This is a genomic window from Aminobacter sp. MSH1 (assembly GCF_003071665.1).
In the GTDB taxonomy this organism is placed as follows: Bacteria; Pseudomonadota; Alphaproteobacteria; order Rhizobiales; family Rhizobiaceae; genus Aminobacter; species Aminobacter niigataensis.
Genome location: NZ_CP026265.1, coordinates 91,231 through 110,456, shown reverse-complemented (window position 1 = coordinate 110,456; position 19,226 = coordinate 91,231). Strand labels below are relative to the sequence as shown.

The following is a 19,226-nucleotide window of genomic DNA, read 5'->3' as shown; positions in this document are numbered from 1 at the left end:
GAGGGCTCCGCCGTCAGGGCAAAGCCGAACGCTGCATTTCGTCGGGCCGCAGCGTTAGCACCGACACGCCTGACGCCGTCACCGCAACCGTGTGCTCGAACTGCGCTGAAAGCGACCCGTCCCGCGTCACCACGGTCCAGCCGTCGTCCTCGGTCCGCACGCTGCGCCGGCCGCGATTGAGCATCGGCTCGATGGTGAACACCATGCCCTCGCGCAGCGTGAGCCCGGTGCCCGGCTTGCCGTAGTGCAGGACCTCGGGCTTCTCGTGCATCTCCCGGCCAATGCCGTGGCCGCAAAAGTCGCGCACCACCGAATAGCCGTTGCGCTTGGCATGACGTTCGATCGCCCAGCCGATGTCCCCGAGCGTGGCGCCGGGGCGAACCGCCCTGATGCCCTGCCACAGCGCCTCTTGGGTGATCTCGACCAGCCTCCGGGCGGCCGGGTGCACCTCGCCGACGAGATAGGTCTTGCTGGAATCGGCGATGTAGCCGTTCTTCTCCAGCGTGATGTCGAGATTGATGATGTCGCCGTTCTTGAGCACGTCCGATTGCGACGGAATGCCGTGGCAGACCACCTCGTTGATCGACGAATTCAGCACGAAGCCATAGCCGTACTGGCCCTTGCTCGCAGGGCGGGCCTGCAGGTCGTCGACGATGAAACGCTCGACCATGTCGTTGATCTCGAGCGTCGACCTCCCTTCGAGCGGGGTGCGATCCAAAAGCGCGAACACAGACGCCAGAAGCCTGCCGGACTCGGCCAGCAACAGCAGCTCCTCGGGCTGCTTGGTCATGCGGTCGCAGCCAGGGACTGGGCCGACACGCCCGCGGAAATCAGCTCGCGCTCCATGATCTCGTTGAAGCTCAGCGTCGGATTGGTCTCGCACAGCATGCCGACCTTGATCCAGAAGCCGGCCTGCGCGTTGATCGAGCGGCACGACACCTTGCTCGCCCGGCGCAGCTGCTCGTGCAGCTCATCGTCGATGTTCACAATGCCCATGGGGGTTCTCCATATACGATTCATATACATAACGTATATGGAGAAGCCAAGCCCTGAAAACACGATCGCCCCCTCCGCTGAACGAAGGGGGCGAAATGAGCCTGCTTGGAAAAATCTGCGGTCAAACGTCCAGGTTGGCCACGCTCAGCGCGTTCTCCTGTATGAAGTCGCGGCGCGGTTCGACCTCGTCGCCCATCAGGCGTGCGAACAGCGCATCGGCGTCGGTGGCGTCGTTGACCTTCACCTGCAGCAGTGAGCGCACGTTCGGATCGAGCGTGGTTTCCCACAGCTGCTCCGCGTTCATTTCGCCCAGGCCCTTGTAGCGCTGCATGGTCAGGCCCTTGCGGCCCGAAGCGAACACCGCGTTCAGCAGCGCCAGCGGTCCCGCCAGGGCTTCCGAGGTTTCCTTGCGGCGCAGCACTGGCGGCTGGGCATAAAGCTCGGTGAGACGACCGGCATAGCGGTCGAGCGCACGCGCGTCGGCCGAGTTGATCAGCGCCATGTCGAGATGCACGCTCTCCTTGACGCTGCGCAGCGTGCGTTCGAACACATAGCCGCCGGAGCCGTCATTGTCGGTCGAGATGTGGCCGGTCCAGCCGCGCTCGATGTCCTCCGAAATCAGGTCGAGGCGCTGGGCGATCGTTTCGGCCATCGCCTTGGCGCGGCCGAGGTCGTTGAAGATGTCTGGATTGAGCGCGCCGGCAATCGCCGCCTGCTCGACCACCGGGCGCGAGTAGCGGGTGTGCAGGCCGTCGATCAGCGTGCGCACCCCGAGCGCGTCTGCCACCGCCGCGCGCAGGTCCTGGCCGGTCCGCACTTCACCCGACGACAGCGTCAGCGAGGCCTCGTCGAGGCCGACGTCGACAAGATAGGCCTCGAAGGCACTTTCGTCCTTGAGGTACTGCGAACTCTTGCCGCGCATCACCTTGTAGAGCGGCGGCTGGGCGATATAGAGGTGCCCGCGCTCGATCAGTTCCGGCATCTGGCGGAAGAAGAACGTCAACAGCAGCGTACGGATGTGGGCGCCGTCGACGTCGGCGTCGGTCATGATGATGATCTTGTGGTAGCGCAGCTTGTCGGCGTTGAACTCGTCCTTGCCGATCGAGGTGCCCAGCGCGGTGATCAGCGTGCCGATCATTTCCGACGACAGCATGCGGTCGAAGCGCGCGCGCTCGACGTTGAGGATCTTGCCACGCAGCGGCAGGATCGCCTGGTTCTGGCGCGAGCGTCCGCTCTTGGCCGAGCCGCCGGCGGAGTCACCCTCGACGATGAAGATTTCCGACTTGGCCGGATCGCGCTCCTGGCAGTCGGCGAGCTTGCCGGGCAGCGAGGTGATGTCGAGCACGCCCTTGCGGCGGGTCAGCTCGCGCGCCTTGCGGGCGGCTTCGCGTGCCGCGGCGGCTTCCACCACCTTGGCGATCAGCGTCTTGGCCTCTGCCGGATGTTCCTCGAACCAGGTGCCGAGCGCCTCGTTGACCAGGCTCTCCACCACCGGGCGGACTTCCGACGAAACCAGCTTGTCCTTGGTCTGCGACGAGAATTTCGGATCGGGAACCTTGACCGAAAGCACTGCCGTCAGGCCCTCGCGGGTGTCGTCGGCGGTAATCGATACCTTTTCTTTCTTGGCGATACCCGAGGTTTCGGCGTAGCCGGTCACCTGGCGCGTCAGCGCGCCGCGGAAGCCGGCCAGATGGGTGCCGCCGTCGCGCTGCGGGATGTTGTTGGTGAAGGCCAGTACGTTCTCGTGGTAGCTGTCGTTCCACCACATCGCCACCTCGACGGTGATGCCGTCGCGCTCCGCCCTGATCGCGATCGGAGCGCCGATGAGCGGCTTCTTGGCACGGTCGAGATACTTCACGAACTCGATCAGGCCGCCGTCATAAAGCAGTTCCTGGCTCTTGATGTCGGCGTGGCGCTTGTCGGACAACAGGATGCGGACACCCGAATTCAGGAAGGCGAGCTCGCGCAGCCGGTGCTCCAGCGTGCCGAAGTCGAATTCGGTCATGGTGAATGTTTCGGACGAGGGCAGGAACGTCACCTCGGTGCCGGTCTCGTCGCCGGCAACGCCCGTCACCTTCAGCGGCGCATCGGCATTGCCATGCGTGAAGCTCATCTCGTGGATCTGGCCCTTGCGGCGGATCTTGAGCTTCAGCCAGACCGACAGCGCGTTGACGACGGACACGCCGACGCCATGCAGGCCGCCCGAAACCTTGTAGGAATTCTGGTCGAACTTACCGCCGGCATGCAGCTGCGTCATGATGACCTCAGCCGCCGAGATGCCTTCGCCGGTGTGGATATCGGTAGGAATGCCGCGGCCGTTGTCGGTCACGGTCACCGAACCATCGGGATTGAGCGAGACCGTGACCAGTGTCGCGTGGCCGGCCAGCGCCTCGTCGATGGCGTTGTCGACGACCTCGTAGACCATGTGGTGCAGGCCCGAGCCGTCGTCGGTGTCACCGATATACATGCCCGGACGCTTGCGGACCGCATCCAACCCCTTCAAAACCTTGATGGAATCTGCGCCGTACTCGGCCTCGGCGCCGGGAAGGTTCTCGGACTGGTCGCTCATGAAAAACTTTCGTCTGACTGCCGCAGGAGGACGCGGCAGAATCGGCCCCGAATCGCACGTCCGTTGATCCCCAGATATAGGGGTTAAGTGTGGTTTTTCCAAGTTTTACGGGCCTGTTCGGCGTGGATAACGGCGCACGCCGGGGTGCTCCCGGCATGCCCATGGAGCGATGTTCTTGCGCCTCGAATTGCCGCCTGTTTGGAACTTCTGGCCGGCAGGTCTGTTGATGTCGGTCGTTTTGTGATCCTAACTGCCGGCCGCCACTTGTTTTCATCGTACGGCCCTCGTTTTTTAACTGAGAATTGCGCCCGCCCTATGCCAACAACCCTTCCGTCAAGAGCTGATCCCGCGGGTCTTCACCCCACCCTCGAGGGGGAGATGAACGGCCGCATCGCCGCATTGGATTGGGCTGCCACGCCGCTCGGCCCGATCAGCTCGTGGCCGGCCGTCATCCGCATGAGCGTCCGCATCATGCTGTCGTCGGCGGTGCCGATGTGTTTGATGGTCGGACGCGAAGGCATCATGATCTACAACGACGCCTACGCCCCGATCGCCGCGGGCCGACATCCCGCCTGCTTGGGCAGCTCCGTTTTCGACAGCTGGCCGGAAGTTGCGGAGTTCAACCGCGCCGTCGGGACGAAGGTCCTCGAAGGCGACACCGTGACCTTCGAGGACCAGGAGTTCGTGTTCCGCCGCAACGGCCTTCCCGAACGCGTCTGGCTCGACCTCGACTACAGTCCGTTGCTGGACGACGACGGCAGCGCGGTTGCAGCACTCGCCATCCTCGCCGAGACGACCAAGCGTGTCCGCGCCGAAAAGGCGCTTGCCCGCAGCGAGGAGCGGTTGTCGCTGGCGCTGGCGGCCTCGGGCATCGTCGGCGCGTGGGACATGGACATCTCCAGCCGTTGGATCACCGCCGATGCGCGTTTCGCCCAGATGTTCGATATCGACGTCGCCGATGCCGAGCGCGGCATTCCACAGGCACGCTTCCTTGAACGGATCCACGAAGCCGACCGCGACCGGGTGCTGAAAGCCATCGAACAGGCAATTGCCGAACGCGGCGAACTCAGCGTCGAGTACCGCCTCCCAGGTGCAGACGGCGCGTTGCGCTGGGTATTGGCCACCGGCCGGGTGGTCGGCGATGCGGAAGGTGGCGAGCGCCTGCCCGGCGTCGTCATCGACATCACCGAGCGCAAGGCGTTCGAGGCCGCGCTCGCGGCAAGCGAAGCCGGCTTCCGCACGCTTGCCGACACCATGCCGCAGATGGTCTGGTCGACGCGGCCCGACGGCCATCACGACTACTACAACGCCCGCTGGTACGATTTCACCGGCATGGCGGAAGGGACGACCGACGGTGCCGGCTGGAACGGCATGTTCCATCCCGACGACCAGGAGCGGGCCTGGAACCTCTGGCATCACTGCCTGGCAACGGGCGAGCCCTACCAGATCGAGTACCGCCTGCGGCACCACAGCGGCGAGTATCGCTGGACCCTCGGACGCGCCCTGCCAATCCGCAACAAGGCCGGTGATATCATCCGCTGGTTCGGCACCTGCACCGACATCCACGAAACAAAGCTGGTCGCCGAGGAGCGCGAGGTGGTTGCGCACGAGCTCAGCCACCGCATCAAGAACATCTTTTCGGTCCTCAACGGCATTATCGGCCTGTCGGCGCGTTCCTATCCCGATCTCAAGCCGCTAGCCGACGAATTGCGCCAGCGCATCGTCGCCATGGGCAAGGCGCATGATTTCGTCAGGCCGCACAGCGCGGCCTCCCGTCCGATCGCCAACAATTCGTCGCTGCAGGCGCTGGTTACGCTTCTGCTCGCGCCGCATGTCGGCGCCGATGCCGGCCGGTTTGCCTTCGAAGGCGACGATGCCATCATCGACGATGCGGCGGCCACGCCGCTGGCCCTGCTCATCCACGAACTCGCCACCAACGCTGCCAAATATGGTGCGCTGGCCAGCCCCGGCGGTCGGGTCGTGCTGAGTTCGGCCGAATCCGGGGACGATTACCGCCTGGTCTGGAAGGAGACCGGCGGGCGGCCGTTGGAAGGCGACCCGCAAGCCGAAGGCTTTGGTAGCCGCCTGGTCAAGCTCAGCGTCGAAGGCCAGCTCGGCGGCAAGCTCGAGCGCAACTGGCAACGAGACGGCCTTGAGGTGTTGATAGTCGTGCCTAAGAGCCAGCTCAGCCGTTCGTCGACACTGCGCCGCTGATGCAGGCAGCCGGTGCCTCTATCAGGGTTCGTCGGTAAGCTGGACGTTTGAATTGTCGGCGAAAAGCCTAAGCCGCACCGGTGGCTCGGCAGGGAGACTATGGCGCCGCGCTACCGCATAGGCGATCGCCTGCCGCAATTCCTCATCGATGACAGGTTTCGGCATCACCCCGATCGTGCCGGGAATACCGTCGCCCAACTGCGAGGGATTGGCGGTCATGTAGAGCACGGTCACCCCGAACTGCTCGGCCAGGACGCGCCCGACATGCGACCCTGTCGGTCCGTCGCGGAGATTGAGGTCGACAAGCGCGACCTCGGCCATATGCGCGAGGTCGAGCGCCGCCGCGGCGTCCATGGCGATGCCGACGGGGTGATGCCCCAGTTCTTCGAGTACGCTTTCGATTTCGGTGGCGACGAAGATCTCGTCCTCGACCACCATCACTTTGCAGTTCGTCATTTTCCTACACGTGGGTTCCTGTTGGCTTTTGACCTGAGGGGCCAACGACCATGGCTGCAATAGGTTGCATTCTAGTTGCTGGAATCTGGTGCAGCGGCAGTTTGTCGCCCGCCTTTTCGGTCGGGCGACAAGGTTCGATCAGGCCGCACGCAACGGCTTCAGCGCTTCGCTCCAGCGGAACAGCTCTTCGAGCATCGTCTTGGCGCTGTCGTCGATCAGCGCGTTCGACTTGAACTCGCCATTCTCGTCGAGGTGCTGGGTGAAGGCCGGGATCGCGATTGCCTCGGGGATCGGCATGATCTTGACCGAGGTCAACAGCAGTTTTTCCGACTGCACGGCGCGCAGGCCGGCCGAAACGCCACCATAGCTCAGGAAGCTCGCCGGCTTGTAGTTCCATTCGCGGGACAGATAGTCGATGGCGTTCACCAGCGCCGGAGCGGCGAAGTAGTTGTACTCGGGCGTCACGAAGACGAAGGCGTCGGCGGGCTTGATCGCTTCGGACCACTGCCTGGTGTGCTCGTTCTCGTACTGGCCGAGGCGCGGGTGCTTGGGTTCGTCGAAGATCGGCAGCCCGAAGGCGTCGATGTCGGTGATCACGGGGTCGAACTTGCCGTGCTCGCGTGCAAACGCTTCGAGCCAGCGGGCGAAAACGGGGCCGACGCGACCGGGGCGGGTGCTGGCCACGACGACATTGAGCTGGTGTTTCAAGATTTCAGTCCTTGGTGGGCAGGTATCAAATGGTGACCTGCGGGAGATAGTCGCCTAGACCCTCCAGTGACAAGAAGGCACCTTTTGGTAACCGTGCATGACCCCGAAAATCGGAATCGATTTTCGGAAAGGATCATGCACCGATACAAGGTGGTACAGCGCCTTTGGCGCGTCCAAGGGGACGCGCGGCGCTGTATGTCACATCTGGGTCATCTTGCGGCTCGGTCGCATGGACGCATGCCTCTGCCGCACCTACATTGGGCGGGTGAGGCAGAAAATCTGATGGATACCAGACCGGAACCCTTCGTCCCGCCGGCGCCGATACCGCGCACCAAGCCGCCGTCGACGCTGGAGATGATGCGCATCGTCTACCGCAACCCGCTCGAACTGTGGGGCGAGCCCTCCTACAACGAGCCGTGGATTTCGGTGTCGGGCGTCGGCGGCCCGCTGGTCATCGCCAACGATCCCGGTCTCATCCGCCACGTGCTGGTCGACAACGCCAAGAACTACAAGATGGCGACCGTGCGCCAGATGATCCTCAGGCCGATCCTGCGCGACGGCCTGCTGACCGCCGAAGGCGACGTCTGGAAGCGCTCGCGCAAGGCCATGGCGCCGGTCTTCACGCCGCGTCACATCTTCGGCTTCGCCCAGCCGATGCTCGCCCGCACGCTCGATTTCGTCAAACGCTACGAGGATGCCACCGGTACGGTCGATGTCGCCCAGGACATGACCATGCTGACCTACGAGATCCTGGCCGAGACGCTGTTTTCGGGCGAGATCGCCGGCGAGGCCGGCAGCTTCGCCCATGAGATCGACCGGCTGTTCGAGACCATGGGCCGGGTCGATCCGCTCGACCTGTTGCGCGCACCCGAATGGCTGCCACGCATCACCCGCATCCGCGGCCGCAAGACCATGGCCTATTTCCGCAAGATCGTCACCGACACGGTGGCGATGCGCAGCGACAGGCTGGCCCGCGATCCCGCTGGCGTGCCACAGGATTTCCTCACCCTGTTGCTGCGCGCAGAAGGGCCGGACGGACTGTCGCGACAAGAGATCGAGGACAACATCATCACCTTCATCGGCGCCGGCCACGAGACCACGGCGCGCGCGCTTGGCTGGACCATCTATTGCCTCGCCGAAGCTACCTGGGAGCGCGACCGCGTCGAACAGGAAATCGACGAGGTGCTGGCCCGCGAACCCGACCCGGTGAAGTGGCTGGACGCCATGCCCTACACCCGCGCTGTCTTCGAGGAAGCGCTCAGGCTCTACCCGCCGGCGCCTTCGATCAACCGCGAACCCATCGCCGACGACGATTACAAGGGGCTGAAAATCCCTAGGAAAGCCCAGGTGCTGGTCATGCCTTGGACGGTACACCGCCACCGCAAGCTGTGGGACCGCCCCAACGCCTTCATGCCAGAGCGCTTCCATCCCGAGAACAGGGACAAGATCGACCGCTACCAGTACCTGCCGTTCGGCGCCGGTCCGCGCGTCTGCATCGGCATGAGCTTTGCCATGCAGGAGGCGATCATCGCCCTCGCCATTCTGCTCTCCCGCTTCCGCTTCGACACCGTCGCCGAAACCAAGCCCTGGCCGGTACAGAAACTCACCACCCAGCCGCAGGGCGGCCTGCCAATGCGGGTGACCCGCCGCTAGGCGCCCCAGTCTGCATGATCGAGGGTCGATCTTCGGTCAGCACCCCCACCCCTAACCCCTCCCCACAAGGGGGAGGGGACGATTTCATCGCGGTTGCCACTAGGACAGTCAAAGATCAGCGCTGGCGACCGCGCCTCAGGGTCCCCCTCCCCCCTTGTGGGGGGTGGGGGTAATCACAAGACGCCGCAGTACAGGCCGTCTTGCCCCTCAGACCAGCGCGAAGACGCGGGCCGGGCCGCCGGTGCCGCCGCGCACCTTGGGCGCGCCGACCACGATGGTCGCGCCTTTGGCCGGCAGCTTGTCGAGATTGGCGACGCCCTCGATGCCGTAGCGCCCAGCCGGCAGCCAGGTGTTGTGAACGGCGAAGTCGGGCGAGGGGCCATGGTCGAGCGACAGGGTGTCGACGGCGATCGCCTTGACCGTCGGCTTCTCGAGCAACAGCTGCGCCGTCTCGACATGAAAGCCCGGGAAATGCAGCGTCTTGCCGTCGGCGCCGACATTGCGGAACTTCTCGGTCGCCACATGCGCACCCCAGCCCGACAGCAGCGCCACCACGGCGCCCTCCGGCAGCTCGCCATTTGCAGTCTCCCACGCCTTGATGTCATCGGGCGTCAGCTGCGCGTCGGGATTGTCAGCCGCCTTGGTGCGGATGTCGACCACGACAAGCGGCGCGATCAGGTCCTCGACCGGCAATTCCGCCACGGACTTTCCGTCGGCGCTGAAATGCAGGGGCGCGTCGATATGCGTGCCGGTGTGCTCGCTCACCCGCCATTCGTTCAGGTTGAACGTGTCCTTGGCATGGCTGAATTTCTGCTCGATAAACAGCTGTTGTCCGCCAAAATAGGTCGGGAACTGTTCCCACAGCTCATGGGTCAGGTCTTCGGCCTTGTGCGGCGCATCGGCAGCGAACAGCGGCCTCGGCGGCAGGGCCGAGGCTAGCGCTGCGGCCCCGGCGGCAGTGATGGCTCCCTTGAACAGGCTGCGGCGGCTCAGCATGCCGCTCTTGACGGATTCGATGACGCAGTGATGGCACATGATCTCCTCCTGGGGTTGGGCGGGAGAGTGTGTGCCTGCGCTGGCGCAGCGGCAAGTGGTGCGCTTTGCACCTGACGCTGTCGCTGTAGAAAAGCGTTTCGCGGAAGTTTCGAACGCCGAAATCGGCTGCCAGCCGGGCAGGGCGGCGTATACTGAGGTGCCAGGGGCGTGGCGGAAATCCGCCGCGCAGGTCAGGAGGCCCGAATGCCAGCTCCGTCCCGCGCGCTTCTCGTCCGCATCGCTGGCCGCGTCCAGGGCGTCAGCTTCCGCGTCTGGACACAGCGCGAGGCCCAGCGCCTCGGCCTGCGAGGCTGGGTGCGCAACGAGCGCGACGGTTCGGTCAGCGCTTTGATATCAGGCCCGGACGAAGCCGTGGCGTCGATGCTGGACGCGTTTTGGCAGGGGCCGCGCGGCGCCGATGTCCGAAGCGTCGTGCCGGAGCCGGCCGATCCGTTGGGCGTGCCGGCCGGCTTCGACATCACCGGCTGACAACTCGTCAGGAGCGAACCGAGCGCCTTACGGCTTCGGAAACGGCTCCACCGTGCCCTTGAGCTTGATGGTGATCGGCTCGCCGAAGCGATCCTTCGACTTGCCGGCCGGCACGCGGATCCAGCCTTCGCTGACGCAATATTCGCTGACGTCCTGGCGCTCTTTGCCGTTGAACAGGATACCGACGCCCTGCTCCAGCGCTTCCGCGTTGAAATAGGGGCTGCGCGGGTCGTTGCTCAGGCGGTCGGGAAGGGTCATCGATATCTCCAATATTTCAAGGCGTCCATGCGGACGCGAAACGCGATTGCCCGCGCCGCGGCAGGCTTTGCGAGCGCTGTTAAGGGCATTGGCCATCGGGGTAAAGGCCCGCGCTCAATTCCGCCCCTGGAAAGCGTTCTCGACATGCACCGGCCATCGCCTCGGCAGCACCGCCACCATGTCGAAGCGTATCGAAAGTTTTCCATAGTCCGGCTGTCGCGCCAGCCACAGGTCGGCAGCGCCTTCGATGCGGCGCTCCGAGCCATAGGCCACGGCCTCCATCGCCTCGATCAACGTCTTGCGCGCTTTCACTTCGACGATCAGCACCAGGTCGCCACGCCGGGCGATCAGGTCGATCTCGCCGAGCTTGGTCCTGTAGCGCCGGGCGACGATGCGATAGCCCTTGAGCATCAGCGCGAGCGCAGCCAGCCATTCGCCGCGATGGCCGCGGCCCAGTGCCTTCTGCCGGGCGAGCCGGTCAGTCACCGGCCCCTTCCTTGAGTTCCAGCAGCCGGCGGTAGAGCACGGGCTTCTGCTGCCCGGTCATGCGCGCGGCTTCCGCCGCCGCCTTCGACGCCGGCATCTCCTTGGCCAGCGAAACCAGCAGCTTGTCGATGTCTTCCACCGTCTCGGTCCGCTCCTCGGGCGGTGCCACGCAGATGACGACCTCGCCCTTCGGCGTGTCGGCCTCGGCATAATGCGCGGCGAGTTCCGCCAGCGTGCCGGTGCGGATTTCCTCGAAGGCCTTGGTCAGCTCGCGGCCGATCGCCGCCTGGCGCGTGCCGAGCACCTCAGTCATCGCTTCCAGCGTGTCTGCCAGCCGGCGCGGCGATTCGAAGAAGATCAGCGTGCCGGGCACCGCCTTGACCTCTCCAAGCCGGGTCCGCTTCTGCCCGTCCTTCACCGGCAGGAAGCCGGCGAAGAAGAACGCATCCGAAGGCAGGCCCGAGGCGGTCAGCGCCGCCAGCACGGCCGAAGCGCCGGGGATCGGCACCACGCGGATGCCATGCGCCTGCGCCTGCTCGACCAGCCGGAAGCCGGGATCGGAGACCAGCGGCGTGCCGGCATCCGACACCAGCGCCACGCTGCGGCCATTCTCCAGCGCCTCAATCAGCCGTGGCCCTGCCTCGGAGGCGTTATGTTCGTGATAGGCGGTCGGCCGCTGGCGGATGCCGTAGCGGTCGAGCAGAACGCGGGTCACCCGCGTGTCCTCGCAGGCGACATGGTCGGCGCCGGCCAGCGTTTCCAGCGCGCGCAGCGTGATGTCGCCGAGATTGCCGATCGGCGTCGCCACCAGATACAGCGCCGGATCGAGCGGCCGTGCCGCGATCTCGGTCTGTCCGATCACAAAAACCCGCTTGTTGTCGCCCGTCTGCACTCAACCCCGCTCGCCGCCCGGTTCAGGAATGGACGGCTTTCGCCCTGTTTGGCACGACGCGCCCCGGCTTGCAAAACATGTGATCGTTTCTGCCTTGGCTTTGCCACAGTGCGGCGCAGAAATCGCGGCCGCGGATCGGAACAGAGATTCGCGGAAAACGGCAAAAGCACCGGCCATGCCCCATCGCTTCGACGCCTTCATCTCCCGTCTCGACGCCGCCACCAAGGCAGCCCCGCCGTCACGACCTGGTGGCGACCAGAACCGCGCCCGCCGCGATCAGCGCGACGCCGAGCCAGTTCGCCGCGCTAAGTCGCTCGCCAAGGAAAATGACGCCAAACACCGCGACAAGAACGACGCTTAGCTTGTCGATCGGCGCCACCTGCGCAGCATTCCCCAGCTTCAGCGCGCGGAAATAGCACAGCCACGACGCCCCGGTGGCCAGCCCCGACAGGATCAGGAACGTGTAGGTCTTGGCCGAAATCGTGCCCAGCGCCTGCGTCTGGCCGGTGGCGGCCACGATGCCCGCCAGAACCAGCAGGATCACGACGGTGCGGATCAGCGTGGCGAAATCCGAATTGATGTTCTCGATGCCGACCTTGGCGAAGATCGCCGTCAGTGCGGCGAAAACGGCGGAAAGTATCGCCCAGAATTGCCAGGTAGAGAATGCCGTAGTCATGTCTGGCTCCGTGAATGTGATCTGTTGGCCGCTGGAAAGTTGCTTGTTCGCCTTGTAGCAGTCGCCGCCTTTCTGAAAGTCCCAAAAGAGCAGCAGCCACGATGACGAACGCCCAGGTCCAGCCCTATTCCATCTCCGATCTTCGCGACAGGCCGGAATTCGCCGCCGAGGTCGCCGACCGCGTCTGGAATGCGTGGTGGCGCGCCGACGGCCATGAACTCGCCTTCATCAAGGGTCTGGTGGACGAGAATTTCGCCTCCGCCGGCCTGCCCCGGGCGCTTGTCGCCCATGACGGCGCGACCTTCCTCGGCACAGCCCACTTGATCGACAACGATCTCGAATCGCGGCCGCAATATGCGCCATGGGTGGCGGCCGTCTGGGTCGATGAAGCCGCCAGGAAATCCGGCATCGGCGCAGCCCTTGTGCAGGCCGGGGCAGAGGCAGCGTTCGAGCAGTGTTTCGACACCGTCTATCTCTGCGCCAAGCCGGCGGTTTCCGCCTTCTACGAAAAGATGGGCTGGCAACGCATCGAGGAAGGCGTCGAAGGCCTCAACGTGTTTTCTATGGAGAGGAAGGCCTGAGCGCAGGCTGGAAGTTGGATCATTGTTGGCTCAGCATGGATCCCCAGGTCTGCGCAGTTCGCTACGCTCCTGCTCCGCCCGAGGATGACGAGGGGAGGCTTCGCGCCGCTAATCGTGGACGCTGGAGATCGAGAATACCTACAACAACTGGTCCAATTGGTGGCACCTGTACCACCGTTGGGGATTGGCGGTGACGCTCCCACAGCTTCGTCATCCTCGGGCGGAGCAGGAGCGTAGCGAACTGCGCAGACCCGGGGATCCATGCCGTGACGTTGAAGCCGGCACCTCGGTCAAATGCTGTCACGCTTGCTACCGCACCACGCCCAACGACAAGACCGGCCGCTACCGCGCCAAATCCGCCACCACCGCATCCAGCACGATCATGCCCTCAGGCGTGGCGCGCAGGCGCGAATTGCCGATCGGCGCGACCAGCCCTTCGCCCTGCAGGATCGACAGCCGCGCCGAAGACAGCGACTTGCCCGAAAGCTGCTCGTAGCGGGCGAGGTCGATGCCCTCGACCAGCCGCAAGCCCATCAGCAGGAACTCGTCGGCCTCTTCGGAGCGGTTCAGCGTCTCGCCGCCGGTGATGCCGTGGCCCTTCTGCTCAACCAGTTCGGCCCAGCGTTCCGGCATCTTCTCGGCGATGGTGACGATGCGCCTGCCGTCCTCGATGAAGCGCCCATGCGCGCCTGGGCCGACGCCGACATATTCGCCGTAGCGCCAGTAGGTCAGGTTATGCCGGCTTTCGGCGCCTGGCATGGCGTGGTTGGAAATCTCATAGGCCGGCAGGCCGTGCGCCGCCGTGACATCCTGCGTGATCGCATACAGCTCGGCGGCGTGCTCGCCGTCGGGAATCTCGAACTTGCCGGCATTGTAGAGCTGGAAGAAGCGGGTGCCTTCCTCAATGGTCAATTGGTACAGCGACAGATGGTCGACGGCATAGCCGATCGCCTGCTTCAGCTCCGCCGCCCAGGCGTCCGGCTTCTGGCCCGGACGGGCGTAGATCAGGTCGAACGACAGGCGCGGGAAGATCTCGCGCGCCAGCCCGATGGCGTGCAGCGCCTCCTCGACGTTGTGCAACCGTCCGAGGAAGCGCAAATCTGCATCGTTCAGCGCCTGCACGCCGAGCGACACCCGGTTGACGCCGGCGGCTCGATAGCCGCGGAAGCGCTCGGCCTCCACCGAGGACGGGTTGGCCTCCAGCGTGATCTCGGCGTTGCCTGAAATCGTCCAGTTGGCGGCGATCGCCTCGAGCACCGCGCCCACCGTCTCGGGCCGCATCAGCGACGGCGTGCCGCCGCCCAGGAAAATGCTCGTCACCTCGCGCGGGCCGGTGCGGGCGCGCATGGTCGCCAGCTCGGTGGCGAAGGCGCGCGCAAAACGCTCCTGGTCCACCGGATGGTGGCGGACATGGCTGTTGAAGTCGCAGTAGGGGCACTTGGCCGCGCAGAACGGCCAGTGCACATAGACGCCGAAGCCGGGGTCGCGGCTGAGCGACGCAAATGCCATCAGGCCGAACCGAGCTTGGCGCGGGCGAATTTCTGGAAGGCGCGGGCGCGGTGCGAAAGCGCCTCGGCCTGGCCGGGCTTCCACCCGTGCTTTTCGTCGGCGCTCATCTCGCCGAAGGTCTTGTCGAAGCCTTCTGGCAGGAACACCGGGTCGTAGCCAAAGCCCTTTTCGCCACGCGGCGGCCACACCAGCGTGCCCTCGGCCTCGCCGCGGAAATATTCGGCGTGACCGTCGGGCCATGCCAGGCAGATGACGGCGACGAAGCGGCCGCTGCGCTGGTCCGGGCTGGCCGCGCCGCGCTCCTGCATGGCGTCTTCGGTGCGCTGCATGGCCATGGCAAAGTCGCGCGTGCCGTCGGGCTTCTCGGCCCAGTTGGCGGTGTAGACGCCCGGTGCGCCGTCGAGCGCATCGACCACAAGGCCGGAATCGTCCGACAGCGCCGGCAGTTCCGTCGCGATCGCCGCTGCCAGTGCCTTGATGTAGGCGTTCTGCTCGAAGGTCGTGCCGGTCTCGTCCGGCTCGGGCAAGCCGTATTCCTTGGCCGACTTCGCCTCGAAGCCGAATGGCGCCATCAGGTCGGCGAACTCACGCAGCTTGCCGGCATTGTGGCTGGCGATCACGATCTTCTTGTCGGCGAGTTCGCGCATCAGATACCCCATATTCTCGGTTCGGCGATCTCCAGCGAATTGCCTGATGGATCGCGGAAATAGATGGAGCGGCCGCCATTTGGCCACTCGAAATCGGCTTCGATGGCGATGCCATTGCCTTCGAGCCGCACCTTCCAGTCTTCGATTTCGTCAGCCGTGCCGGCAAAGCACAGGTGGCCCTGGCCTGTCGTGCCATGCGGCGGCACCGGCAGCCTGGCGTCCGGCTTTGGCGGTTGCCGCGTCGCGTCCGCGTTGAACAGGAGCAACACCCCCTGGCCACAGCGGAAAAACACATGCCGCCCCGGCACTTTGGCGATCCGCTCCAGCCCCATCACCTCGCTGTAGAACGTCTCCGCTGCATCGAGGTCGGCGACGTAGAGGGCGGATTCGAGGATCGCCGAGGGCTGCATGCCGCTTGCCTCAGCCCACCGCCATCTTCTGCAGGTCGACCAACCGGTTGATGCCCTTGCGGGCAAGGCTCATAAGCTGCAGGAATTCTTCCTCCGAGAACGGCACGCCTTCGGCGGTGCCCTGGATCTCGACGATTCCGCCCTTGCCGGTCATCACGAAATTGGCGTCGGTGCCCGCTGCCGAATCCTCGACATAGTCGAGGTCGATCACCGGCTGGCCGTCATGGATGCCGCAGGAAATCGCCGCGATATGATCTTTCAGCACTTTCTCGACGCTGACCATCTGGCGCGCTTCCATCCAGCGCAGGCAGTCATGCAGCGCGATCCAGGCGCCGGTGATCGAGGCGGTGCGGGTGCCGCCGTCAGCCTGGATCACGTCGCAGTCGACGGTGATCTGGCGCTCGCCCAGCGCCTGCATATCGACGACGGCGCGCAATGAGCGGCCGATCAGCCGCTGGATTTCCTGCGTGCGGCCGCCCTGCTTGCCGGCCGAAGCCTCGCGGCGCATGCGCTCGCCGGTGGAACGCGGCAGCATGCCGTATTCGGCCGTCACCCAGCCCTTGCCGGAATTGCGCATCCAGCCCGGCACCTTCTCTTCCAGGCTTGCCGTGCACAGCACATGTGTGTCGCCGAACTTGACCAGGCACGAACCTTCGGCGTGCTTGGACACGTTGCGTTCGAAGGAGATGGCGCGCATTTCGTCGAATTGGCGTTTGGAGGGGCGCATTCGGGTGCTTTCTGTGGCGAAATCGGAAATTGTCGCCGGCTTGTAGCTCCATGGCTCCGGGAGCGCAAAGGAAAACAGGTTCGCTTGTGTCCTGACGCTGGACCCGGCGGTTGTGTTCGCGGCTGCGGGGTCTATATCATTTGAGGCGGAGACCACGAACAGACATGACCAAAGCGGTAACCGACCCCAGCCTGCAGTCGCTCGACATGCGCTCGCGCGACATCTTCCGGCGCATCGTCGATTCCTACCTGCGCGACGGCGAGCCTGTCGGCTCGCGCAACCTGTCGCGCATGCTGCCGTCGTCCTTGTCGCCGGCCACCGTGCGCAACGTCATGAGCGACCTCGAACATCTCGGGCTCGTCTACGCGCCCCACATTTCCGCCGGCCGCCTGCCGACGCAGAAGGGCCTGCGCTTCTTTGTCGACGCCTTCATGGAACTCGGCGACCTCTCCGACGACGAGCGTCGTGTCATCGAGGCCCAGGTCAAGGCTTCGGGCGAGGGGGCCACGCTCGAGCACATGCTGACCGAGGCGAGCCAGATGCTGTCGGGCATGTCGCGCGGTGCCGGCCTCGTGCTCGCGGCCAAGAACGAGGTCGCCCTCAAGCACATCGAGTTCATCCAGCTTGAACCGACCAAGGCGCTGGCCGTGCTGGTGTCGCAGAATGGCGATGTCGAGAACCGTGTCGTCGAGCTGCCGCTCGGCGTTACCGTCTCCCAGTTGCACGAAGCCTCCAACTTCCTCAACGCCCACATCCGTGGCCGCACCCTGGCCGAGGCCCGGATCGAGATCGCTCGCATCAAGGACGAGACCAAGGCCGCACTCGACGTCCTGTCACAGGATCTGGTCGAAAAGGGTCTTGCCGTCTGGGCCGGCGCCGACAGCGGCCTGCCGGCGCGACTCATCGTGCGTGGCCGTGCCAACCTGCTCGAAAACGTCACCGCCCAGGCCGATATCGAGCTGCTCAAGCACCTGTTCGAGGACATGGAAACCCAGGACGGGCTGATCCAGTTGCTCGACCTCGCCGAGGAAGGCTCGGGCGTGCGCATCTTCATAGGCTCGGAGAACCGGCTGTTTTCGCTGTCCGGATCGTCGCTGGTCGTCGCGCCCTATCGCGACAAGGATGCCCGCGTCGTCGGCGCGCTCGGCGTCATCGGCCCGACGCGGCTCAACTATGCGCGCATCGTGCCGATGGTCGACTATACGGCGCAGCTTATTTCGCGCATGCTGAGGTAAGCTGAAACCACGGAGGACGGACCATGGCGCTCGAACAGATCAAGGCCCAGATAGCTGTCCTGCTCCAGGAAATGGTCAACCAGCCCGAGGATTCCCACGAATTGCAGGAGCAGTTGCGCGAGAAGCTGAGCGAGCTGCGCGCGCAAGGCTTGCCGCTGCCCAAGGATCTTGTCGATCTGGAAAAGCGCCTCGACGACGACTTCTCCGAGCCGGAGGAATAAGCAGCCAGCGCGCTGCGAACGGGCTCGGCCGTTCGCTAGGCCTGGCCGTTCGCCGGGCCGACCGACAGGTTGCCGTTCTCGACCCTTGCGACGATCTCGCGCCCGGCCATGGTGCCCGTGAACTTGACGGTCACGCTGTCGTTGCTGCCCTCGAAACGGACCGTGACCGTTCCGTCGTCATTGTGCGCGAGCGTGGCCTTTGCAGGATCGAGTCGCGCCGCGCCGTCGCTGCTGTAGCGAGCGATGTTCAGCGGAGCATTCGTCTCGACAATATCGTTGCCATCGCCTTCCGCCATCCTCAGCGTCGCGGCCCGACCGGCGGTGCTGTCGAGCTTGATCAGGTCTTTGCCCTTGCCGCCCACCGCCATCAGGTCGCGGCCAGACAATTGCAGCACATCATTGCCGTCGCCCCCTCCCGCTCTGACCTCAAGGCCGGACAGGTGCAGCACGTCGTTACCGTCGCCGCCACTGGCAAACGCATCCCACCTGGCGGTGACGCGGATGGTGTCGTCGCCATCGCCGCCGTCGATGAAGCTGGTACTGGCTGCGGTGACGGCAATGACGTCGTCGCCGGCGCCGCCGTAGAGGCCGGACACGCTGCCCTTGGCGGAAACGGCGATCGCGTCGCTCCCGTCGCCGCCGGAGACGTGGTCAACGCCGCCGGCCGTGGCAATGGCGATGGCATCGTCGCCCTCGCCACCATCGACCAGTCGCACCTCGCGTTGCGCGGAGATCGAGATCGCGTCGGCGCCACGGCCTCCATCGACGATCCAGATCGAGCCTGCCGTGGTGATGGCTATGCCGTCGTTGCCGTTGCCGCCATCGGTGCGTGTCACATCGCCCCGGCCTGCAATGGCGATCGTATCATTGCCGTCACCGCCGTCGACGAGATCGACGGCCGGTTCGAAGCCTGCGTAGGGTTTGCTGCTCGCCAGTCCAAGCACGGAGATGTGGTCGTTGCCCTTTTCTCCGGAAACGCCCATCACCCGGTTTCCGACAACCTGGATGATGTCGTTGCCGCCCGCAGCACCGGCGGAAATGTAGTCCTTGTTCGAGGATATCACCGACAGGTTGAGGTTGCCCGAACCTGTCGCCCTGACCTGCGTGATGTGGTTCATGTCCTCGCCGCCCGTGTCGAACTCAAATCGCTCGACCTCCATGCCGAGCGCGTTGCCGGACGAACTCACCGAAGCCCGGATGCCTTCCGACTCCACCAGGATGCGCATGATCGCCGATACCGCTGCGCTGGGCGAATATTTGAGGCCTGGCAGCGATTGGTTCTTTGCGGCGTCGGTGCCGGCAGGAAGCCCGCCGCGCGCATTCAGCTGCTGCAGCAGATTGACTGAAACGGACGTGTAGGAAATCGTCGGAGTGTGAATCTTCAGCACTGGCTAATTTCCCGGAAGTCTCACGGCACTCCAGGAATTGTCGTCGGTAGACGCTAACGGAAAGTGAAAGCCAAGT

General features: G+C 64.8%; 21 protein-coding genes. 6 read left to right on the top strand and 15 right to left on the bottom strand.

Annotated features, from left to right (window positions below; genetic code table 11):
• Window positions 1-13: 13 nt before the first annotated feature.
• From map to gyrB, 3 genes are all read right to left on the bottom strand, one after another.
• Entirely contained in the window at window positions 14-790 is a 777-nt protein-coding gene (gene map / locus CO731_RS00555; protein ID WP_108605479.1) for a type I methionyl aminopeptidase, read from the bottom strand.
• Window positions 787-996, bottom strand: coding sequence for a ParD-like family protein (locus tag CO731_RS00550; RefSeq protein ID WP_108605478.1), 210 nt, complete (start codon window positions 994-996; stop codon window positions 787-789). The genes map and CO731_RS00550 overlap by 4 nt, the downstream gene beginning before the upstream one ends.
• Window positions 997-1,117: 121 nt before the next feature.
• Entirely contained in the window at window positions 1,118-3,565 is a 2,448-nt protein-coding gene (gene gyrB / locus CO731_RS00545) for a DNA topoisomerase (ATP-hydrolyzing) subunit B (protein ID WP_108605477.1), read from the bottom strand.
• Between the two features lie 378 nt (window positions 3,566-3,943).
• Here gyrB and CO731_RS00540 point away from each other — a divergent pair, with 378 nt between their 5' ends.
• Window positions 3,944-5,779, top strand: coding sequence for a PAS domain-containing protein (locus CO731_RS00540; protein WP_159091508.1), 1,836 nt, complete (start codon window positions 3,944-3,946; stop codon window positions 5,777-5,779).
• A gap of 21 nt (window positions 5,780-5,800) precedes the next feature.
• Here CO731_RS00540 and CO731_RS00535 read toward each other — a convergent pair whose 3' ends face one another.
• Both CO731_RS00535 and CO731_RS00530 read right to left on the bottom strand, forming a co-directional pair.
• Window positions 5,801-6,235, bottom strand: a complete 435-nt coding sequence (locus CO731_RS00535) for a response regulator (RefSeq protein WP_108605475.1) — start codon at window positions 6,233-6,235, stop codon at window positions 5,801-5,803.
• Window positions 6,236-6,373: 138 nt separating this feature from the next.
• A complete protein-coding gene (locus CO731_RS00530) occupies window positions 6,374-6,943 on the bottom strand; it encodes an NADPH-dependent FMN reductase (RefSeq protein ID WP_108605474.1) in 570 nt (189 codons plus the stop codon).
• A gap of 282 nt (window positions 6,944-7,225) precedes the next feature.
• Here CO731_RS00530 and CO731_RS00525 point away from each other — a divergent pair, with 282 nt between their 5' ends.
• Entirely contained in the window at window positions 7,226-8,596 is a 1,371-nt protein-coding gene (locus tag CO731_RS00525) for a cytochrome P450 (protein WP_108605473.1), read from the top strand.
• A 207-nt stretch (window positions 8,597-8,803) separates the two neighbouring features.
• Here the strand turns inward: CO731_RS00525 and CO731_RS00520 are convergent, their stop codons facing one another.
• The gene (locus CO731_RS00520) at window positions 8,804-9,631 is read right to left on the bottom strand and encodes a cyclase family protein (protein WP_108605472.1); all 828 of its coding nucleotides are present in this window, start codon (window positions 9,629-9,631) and stop codon (window positions 8,804-8,806) included.
• Between the two features lie 204 nt (window positions 9,632-9,835).
• Between CO731_RS00520 and CO731_RS00515 the strand changes: the two genes are divergently transcribed.
• Window positions 9,836-10,120 (top strand): acylphosphatase, encoded by a 285-nt coding sequence (locus tag CO731_RS00515; RefSeq protein ID WP_108605471.1) that lies wholly within the window; start codon window positions 9,836-9,838, stop codon window positions 10,118-10,120.
• 27 nt (window positions 10,121-10,147) lie between these two features.
• Here CO731_RS00515 and CO731_RS00510 read toward each other — a convergent pair whose 3' ends face one another.
• The 4 genes from CO731_RS00510 to CO731_RS00495 all read right to left on the bottom strand — a co-directional run bounded on the left by CO731_RS00510 (window position 10,148) and on the right by CO731_RS00495 (window position 12,432).
• Window positions 10,148-10,378 (bottom strand): DUF3297 family protein, encoded by a 231-nt coding sequence (locus CO731_RS00510; protein WP_108609548.1) that lies wholly within the window; start codon window positions 10,376-10,378, stop codon window positions 10,148-10,150.
• A gap of 114 nt (window positions 10,379-10,492) precedes the next feature.
• A complete protein-coding gene (locus tag CO731_RS00505; protein WP_108605470.1) occupies window positions 10,493-10,864 on the bottom strand; it encodes a YraN family protein in 372 nt (123 codons plus the stop codon).
• Window positions 10,857-11,756: a 16S rRNA (cytidine(1402)-2'-O)-methyltransferase gene (gene rsmI / locus CO731_RS00500; RefSeq protein ID WP_108605469.1), complete on the bottom strand. Its 900-nt coding sequence runs from the start codon at window positions 11,754-11,756 to the stop codon at window positions 10,857-10,859. Before rsmI ends, CO731_RS00505 begins: the two co-directional genes overlap by 8 nt.
• Before the next feature lie 238 nt (window positions 11,757-11,994).
• On the bottom strand, window positions 11,995-12,432 hold the full coding sequence (locus tag CO731_RS00495) for an EamA family transporter (protein ID WP_108605468.1): 438 nt from the start codon (window positions 12,430-12,432) through the stop codon (window positions 11,995-11,997).
• A 101-nt stretch (window positions 12,433-12,533) separates the two neighbouring features.
• Between CO731_RS00495 and CO731_RS00490 the strand changes: the two genes are divergently transcribed.
• Entirely contained in the window at window positions 12,534-13,013 is a 480-nt protein-coding gene (locus CO731_RS00490) for a GNAT family N-acetyltransferase (protein WP_108605467.1), read from the top strand.
• Between the two features lie 342 nt (window positions 13,014-13,355).
• Here the strand turns inward: CO731_RS00490 and hemW are convergent, their stop codons facing one another.
• The 4 genes from hemW to rph are packed head-to-tail and all read right to left on the bottom strand — an operon-like array spanning window position 13,356 to window position 16,306.
• Window positions 13,356-14,522, bottom strand: coding sequence for a radical SAM family heme chaperone HemW (hemW, locus tag CO731_RS00485; RefSeq protein WP_108605466.1), 1,167 nt, complete (start codon window positions 14,520-14,522; stop codon window positions 13,356-13,358).
• Complete coding sequence (rdgB, locus tag CO731_RS00480) at window positions 14,522-15,169, bottom strand: RdgB/HAM1 family non-canonical purine NTP pyrophosphatase (RefSeq protein WP_108605465.1); 648 nt, start codon at window positions 15,167-15,169, stop codon at window positions 14,522-14,524. Before rdgB ends, hemW begins: the two co-directional genes overlap by 1 nt.
• On the bottom strand, window positions 15,169-15,579 hold the full coding sequence (locus CO731_RS00475; RefSeq protein WP_108605464.1) for a VOC family protein: 411 nt from the start codon (window positions 15,577-15,579) through the stop codon (window positions 15,169-15,171). The genes rdgB and CO731_RS00475 overlap by 1 nt, the downstream gene beginning before the upstream one ends.
• A 10-nt stretch (window positions 15,580-15,589) precedes the next feature.
• Window positions 15,590-16,306 (bottom strand): ribonuclease PH, encoded by a 717-nt coding sequence (rph, locus tag CO731_RS00470; protein ID WP_108605463.1) that lies wholly within the window; start codon window positions 16,304-16,306, stop codon window positions 15,590-15,592.
• Window positions 16,307-16,470: 164 nt separating this feature from the next.
• Between rph and hrcA the strand changes: the two genes are divergently transcribed.
• Together hrcA and CO731_RS00460 are read left to right on the top strand one after the other, a co-directional pair.
• Window positions 16,471-17,541 (top strand): heat-inducible transcriptional repressor HrcA, encoded by a 1,071-nt coding sequence (gene hrcA / locus CO731_RS00465; RefSeq protein ID WP_108605462.1) that lies wholly within the window; start codon window positions 16,471-16,473, stop codon window positions 17,539-17,541.
• Window positions 17,542-17,564: 23 nt separating this feature from the next.
• Window positions 17,565-17,762 carry a hypothetical protein gene (locus tag CO731_RS00460; protein ID WP_108605461.1) on the top strand — a complete coding sequence of 66 codons (198 nt, stop codon included), beginning with the start codon at window positions 17,565-17,567 and terminating at the stop codon, window positions 17,760-17,762.
• 35 nt (window positions 17,763-17,797) lie between these two features.
• Here CO731_RS00460 and CO731_RS00455 read toward each other — a convergent pair whose 3' ends face one another.
• Window positions 17,798-19,150, bottom strand: coding sequence for a calcium-binding protein (locus CO731_RS00455; protein WP_108605460.1), 1,353 nt, complete (start codon window positions 19,148-19,150; stop codon window positions 17,798-17,800).
• Between the last annotated feature and the right edge of the window lie 76 nt (window positions 19,151-19,226).

What these genes read in the sequence shown, in the direction of transcription:
- map (WP_108605479.1), bottom strand. Translation starts at nt 790, where the DNA reads ATGACCAAGCAGCCCGAGGAGCTGCTGTTGCTGGCCGAGTCCGGCAGG.
- CO731_RS00550 (WP_108605478.1), bottom strand. Translation starts at nt 996, where the DNA reads ATGGGCATTGTGAACATCGACGATGAGCTGCACGAGCAGCTGCGCCGG.
- gyrB (WP_108605477.1), bottom strand. Translation starts at nt 3,565, where the DNA reads ATGAGCGACCAGTCCGAGAACCTTCCCGGCGCCGAGGCCGAGTACGGC.
- CO731_RS00540 (WP_159091508.1), top strand. Translation starts at nt 3,944, where the DNA reads ATGAACGGCCGCATCGCCGCATTGGATTGGGCTGCCACGCCGCTCGGC.
- CO731_RS00535 (WP_108605475.1), bottom strand. Translation starts at nt 6,235, where the DNA reads ATGACGAACTGCAAAGTGATGGTGGTCGAGGACGAGATCTTCGTCGCC.
- CO731_RS00525 (WP_108605473.1), top strand. Translation starts at nt 7,226, where the DNA reads ATGGATACCAGACCGGAACCCTTCGTCCCGCCGGCGCCGATACCGCGC.
- CO731_RS00520 (WP_108605472.1), bottom strand. Translation starts at nt 9,631, where the DNA reads ATGTGCCATCACTGCGTCATCGAATCCGTCAAGAGCGGCATGCTGAGC.
- CO731_RS00515 (WP_108605471.1), top strand. Translation starts at nt 9,836, where the DNA reads ATGCCAGCTCCGTCCCGCGCGCTTCTCGTCCGCATCGCTGGCCGCGTC.
- CO731_RS00510 (WP_108609548.1), bottom strand. Translation starts at nt 10,378, where the DNA reads ATGACCCTTCCCGACCGCCTGAGCAACGACCCGCGCAGCCCCTATTTC.
- CO731_RS00495 (WP_108605468.1), bottom strand. Translation starts at nt 12,432, where the DNA reads ATGACTACGGCATTCTCTACCTGGCAATTCTGGGCGATACTTTCCGCC.
- CO731_RS00490 (WP_108605467.1), top strand. Translation starts at nt 12,534, where the DNA reads ATGACGAACGCCCAGGTCCAGCCCTATTCCATCTCCGATCTTCGCGAC.
- hemW (WP_108605466.1), bottom strand. Translation starts at nt 14,522, where the DNA reads ATGGCATTTGCGTCGCTCAGCCGCGACCCCGGCTTCGGCGTCTATGTG.
- rdgB (WP_108605465.1), bottom strand. Translation starts at nt 15,169, where the DNA reads ATGCGCGAACTCGCCGACAAGAAGATCGTGATCGCCAGCCACAATGCC.
- CO731_RS00475 (WP_108605464.1), bottom strand. Translation starts at nt 15,579, where the DNA reads ATGCAGCCCTCGGCGATCCTCGAATCCGCCCTCTACGTCGCCGACCTC.
- rph (WP_108605463.1), bottom strand. Translation starts at nt 16,306, where the DNA reads ATGCGCCCCTCCAAACGCCAATTCGACGAAATGCGCGCCATCTCCTTC.
- hrcA (WP_108605462.1), top strand. Translation starts at nt 16,471, where the DNA reads ATGACCAAAGCGGTAACCGACCCCAGCCTGCAGTCGCTCGACATGCGC.
- CO731_RS00460 (WP_108605461.1), top strand. Translation starts at nt 17,565, where the DNA reads ATGGCGCTCGAACAGATCAAGGCCCAGATAGCTGTCCTGCTCCAGGAA.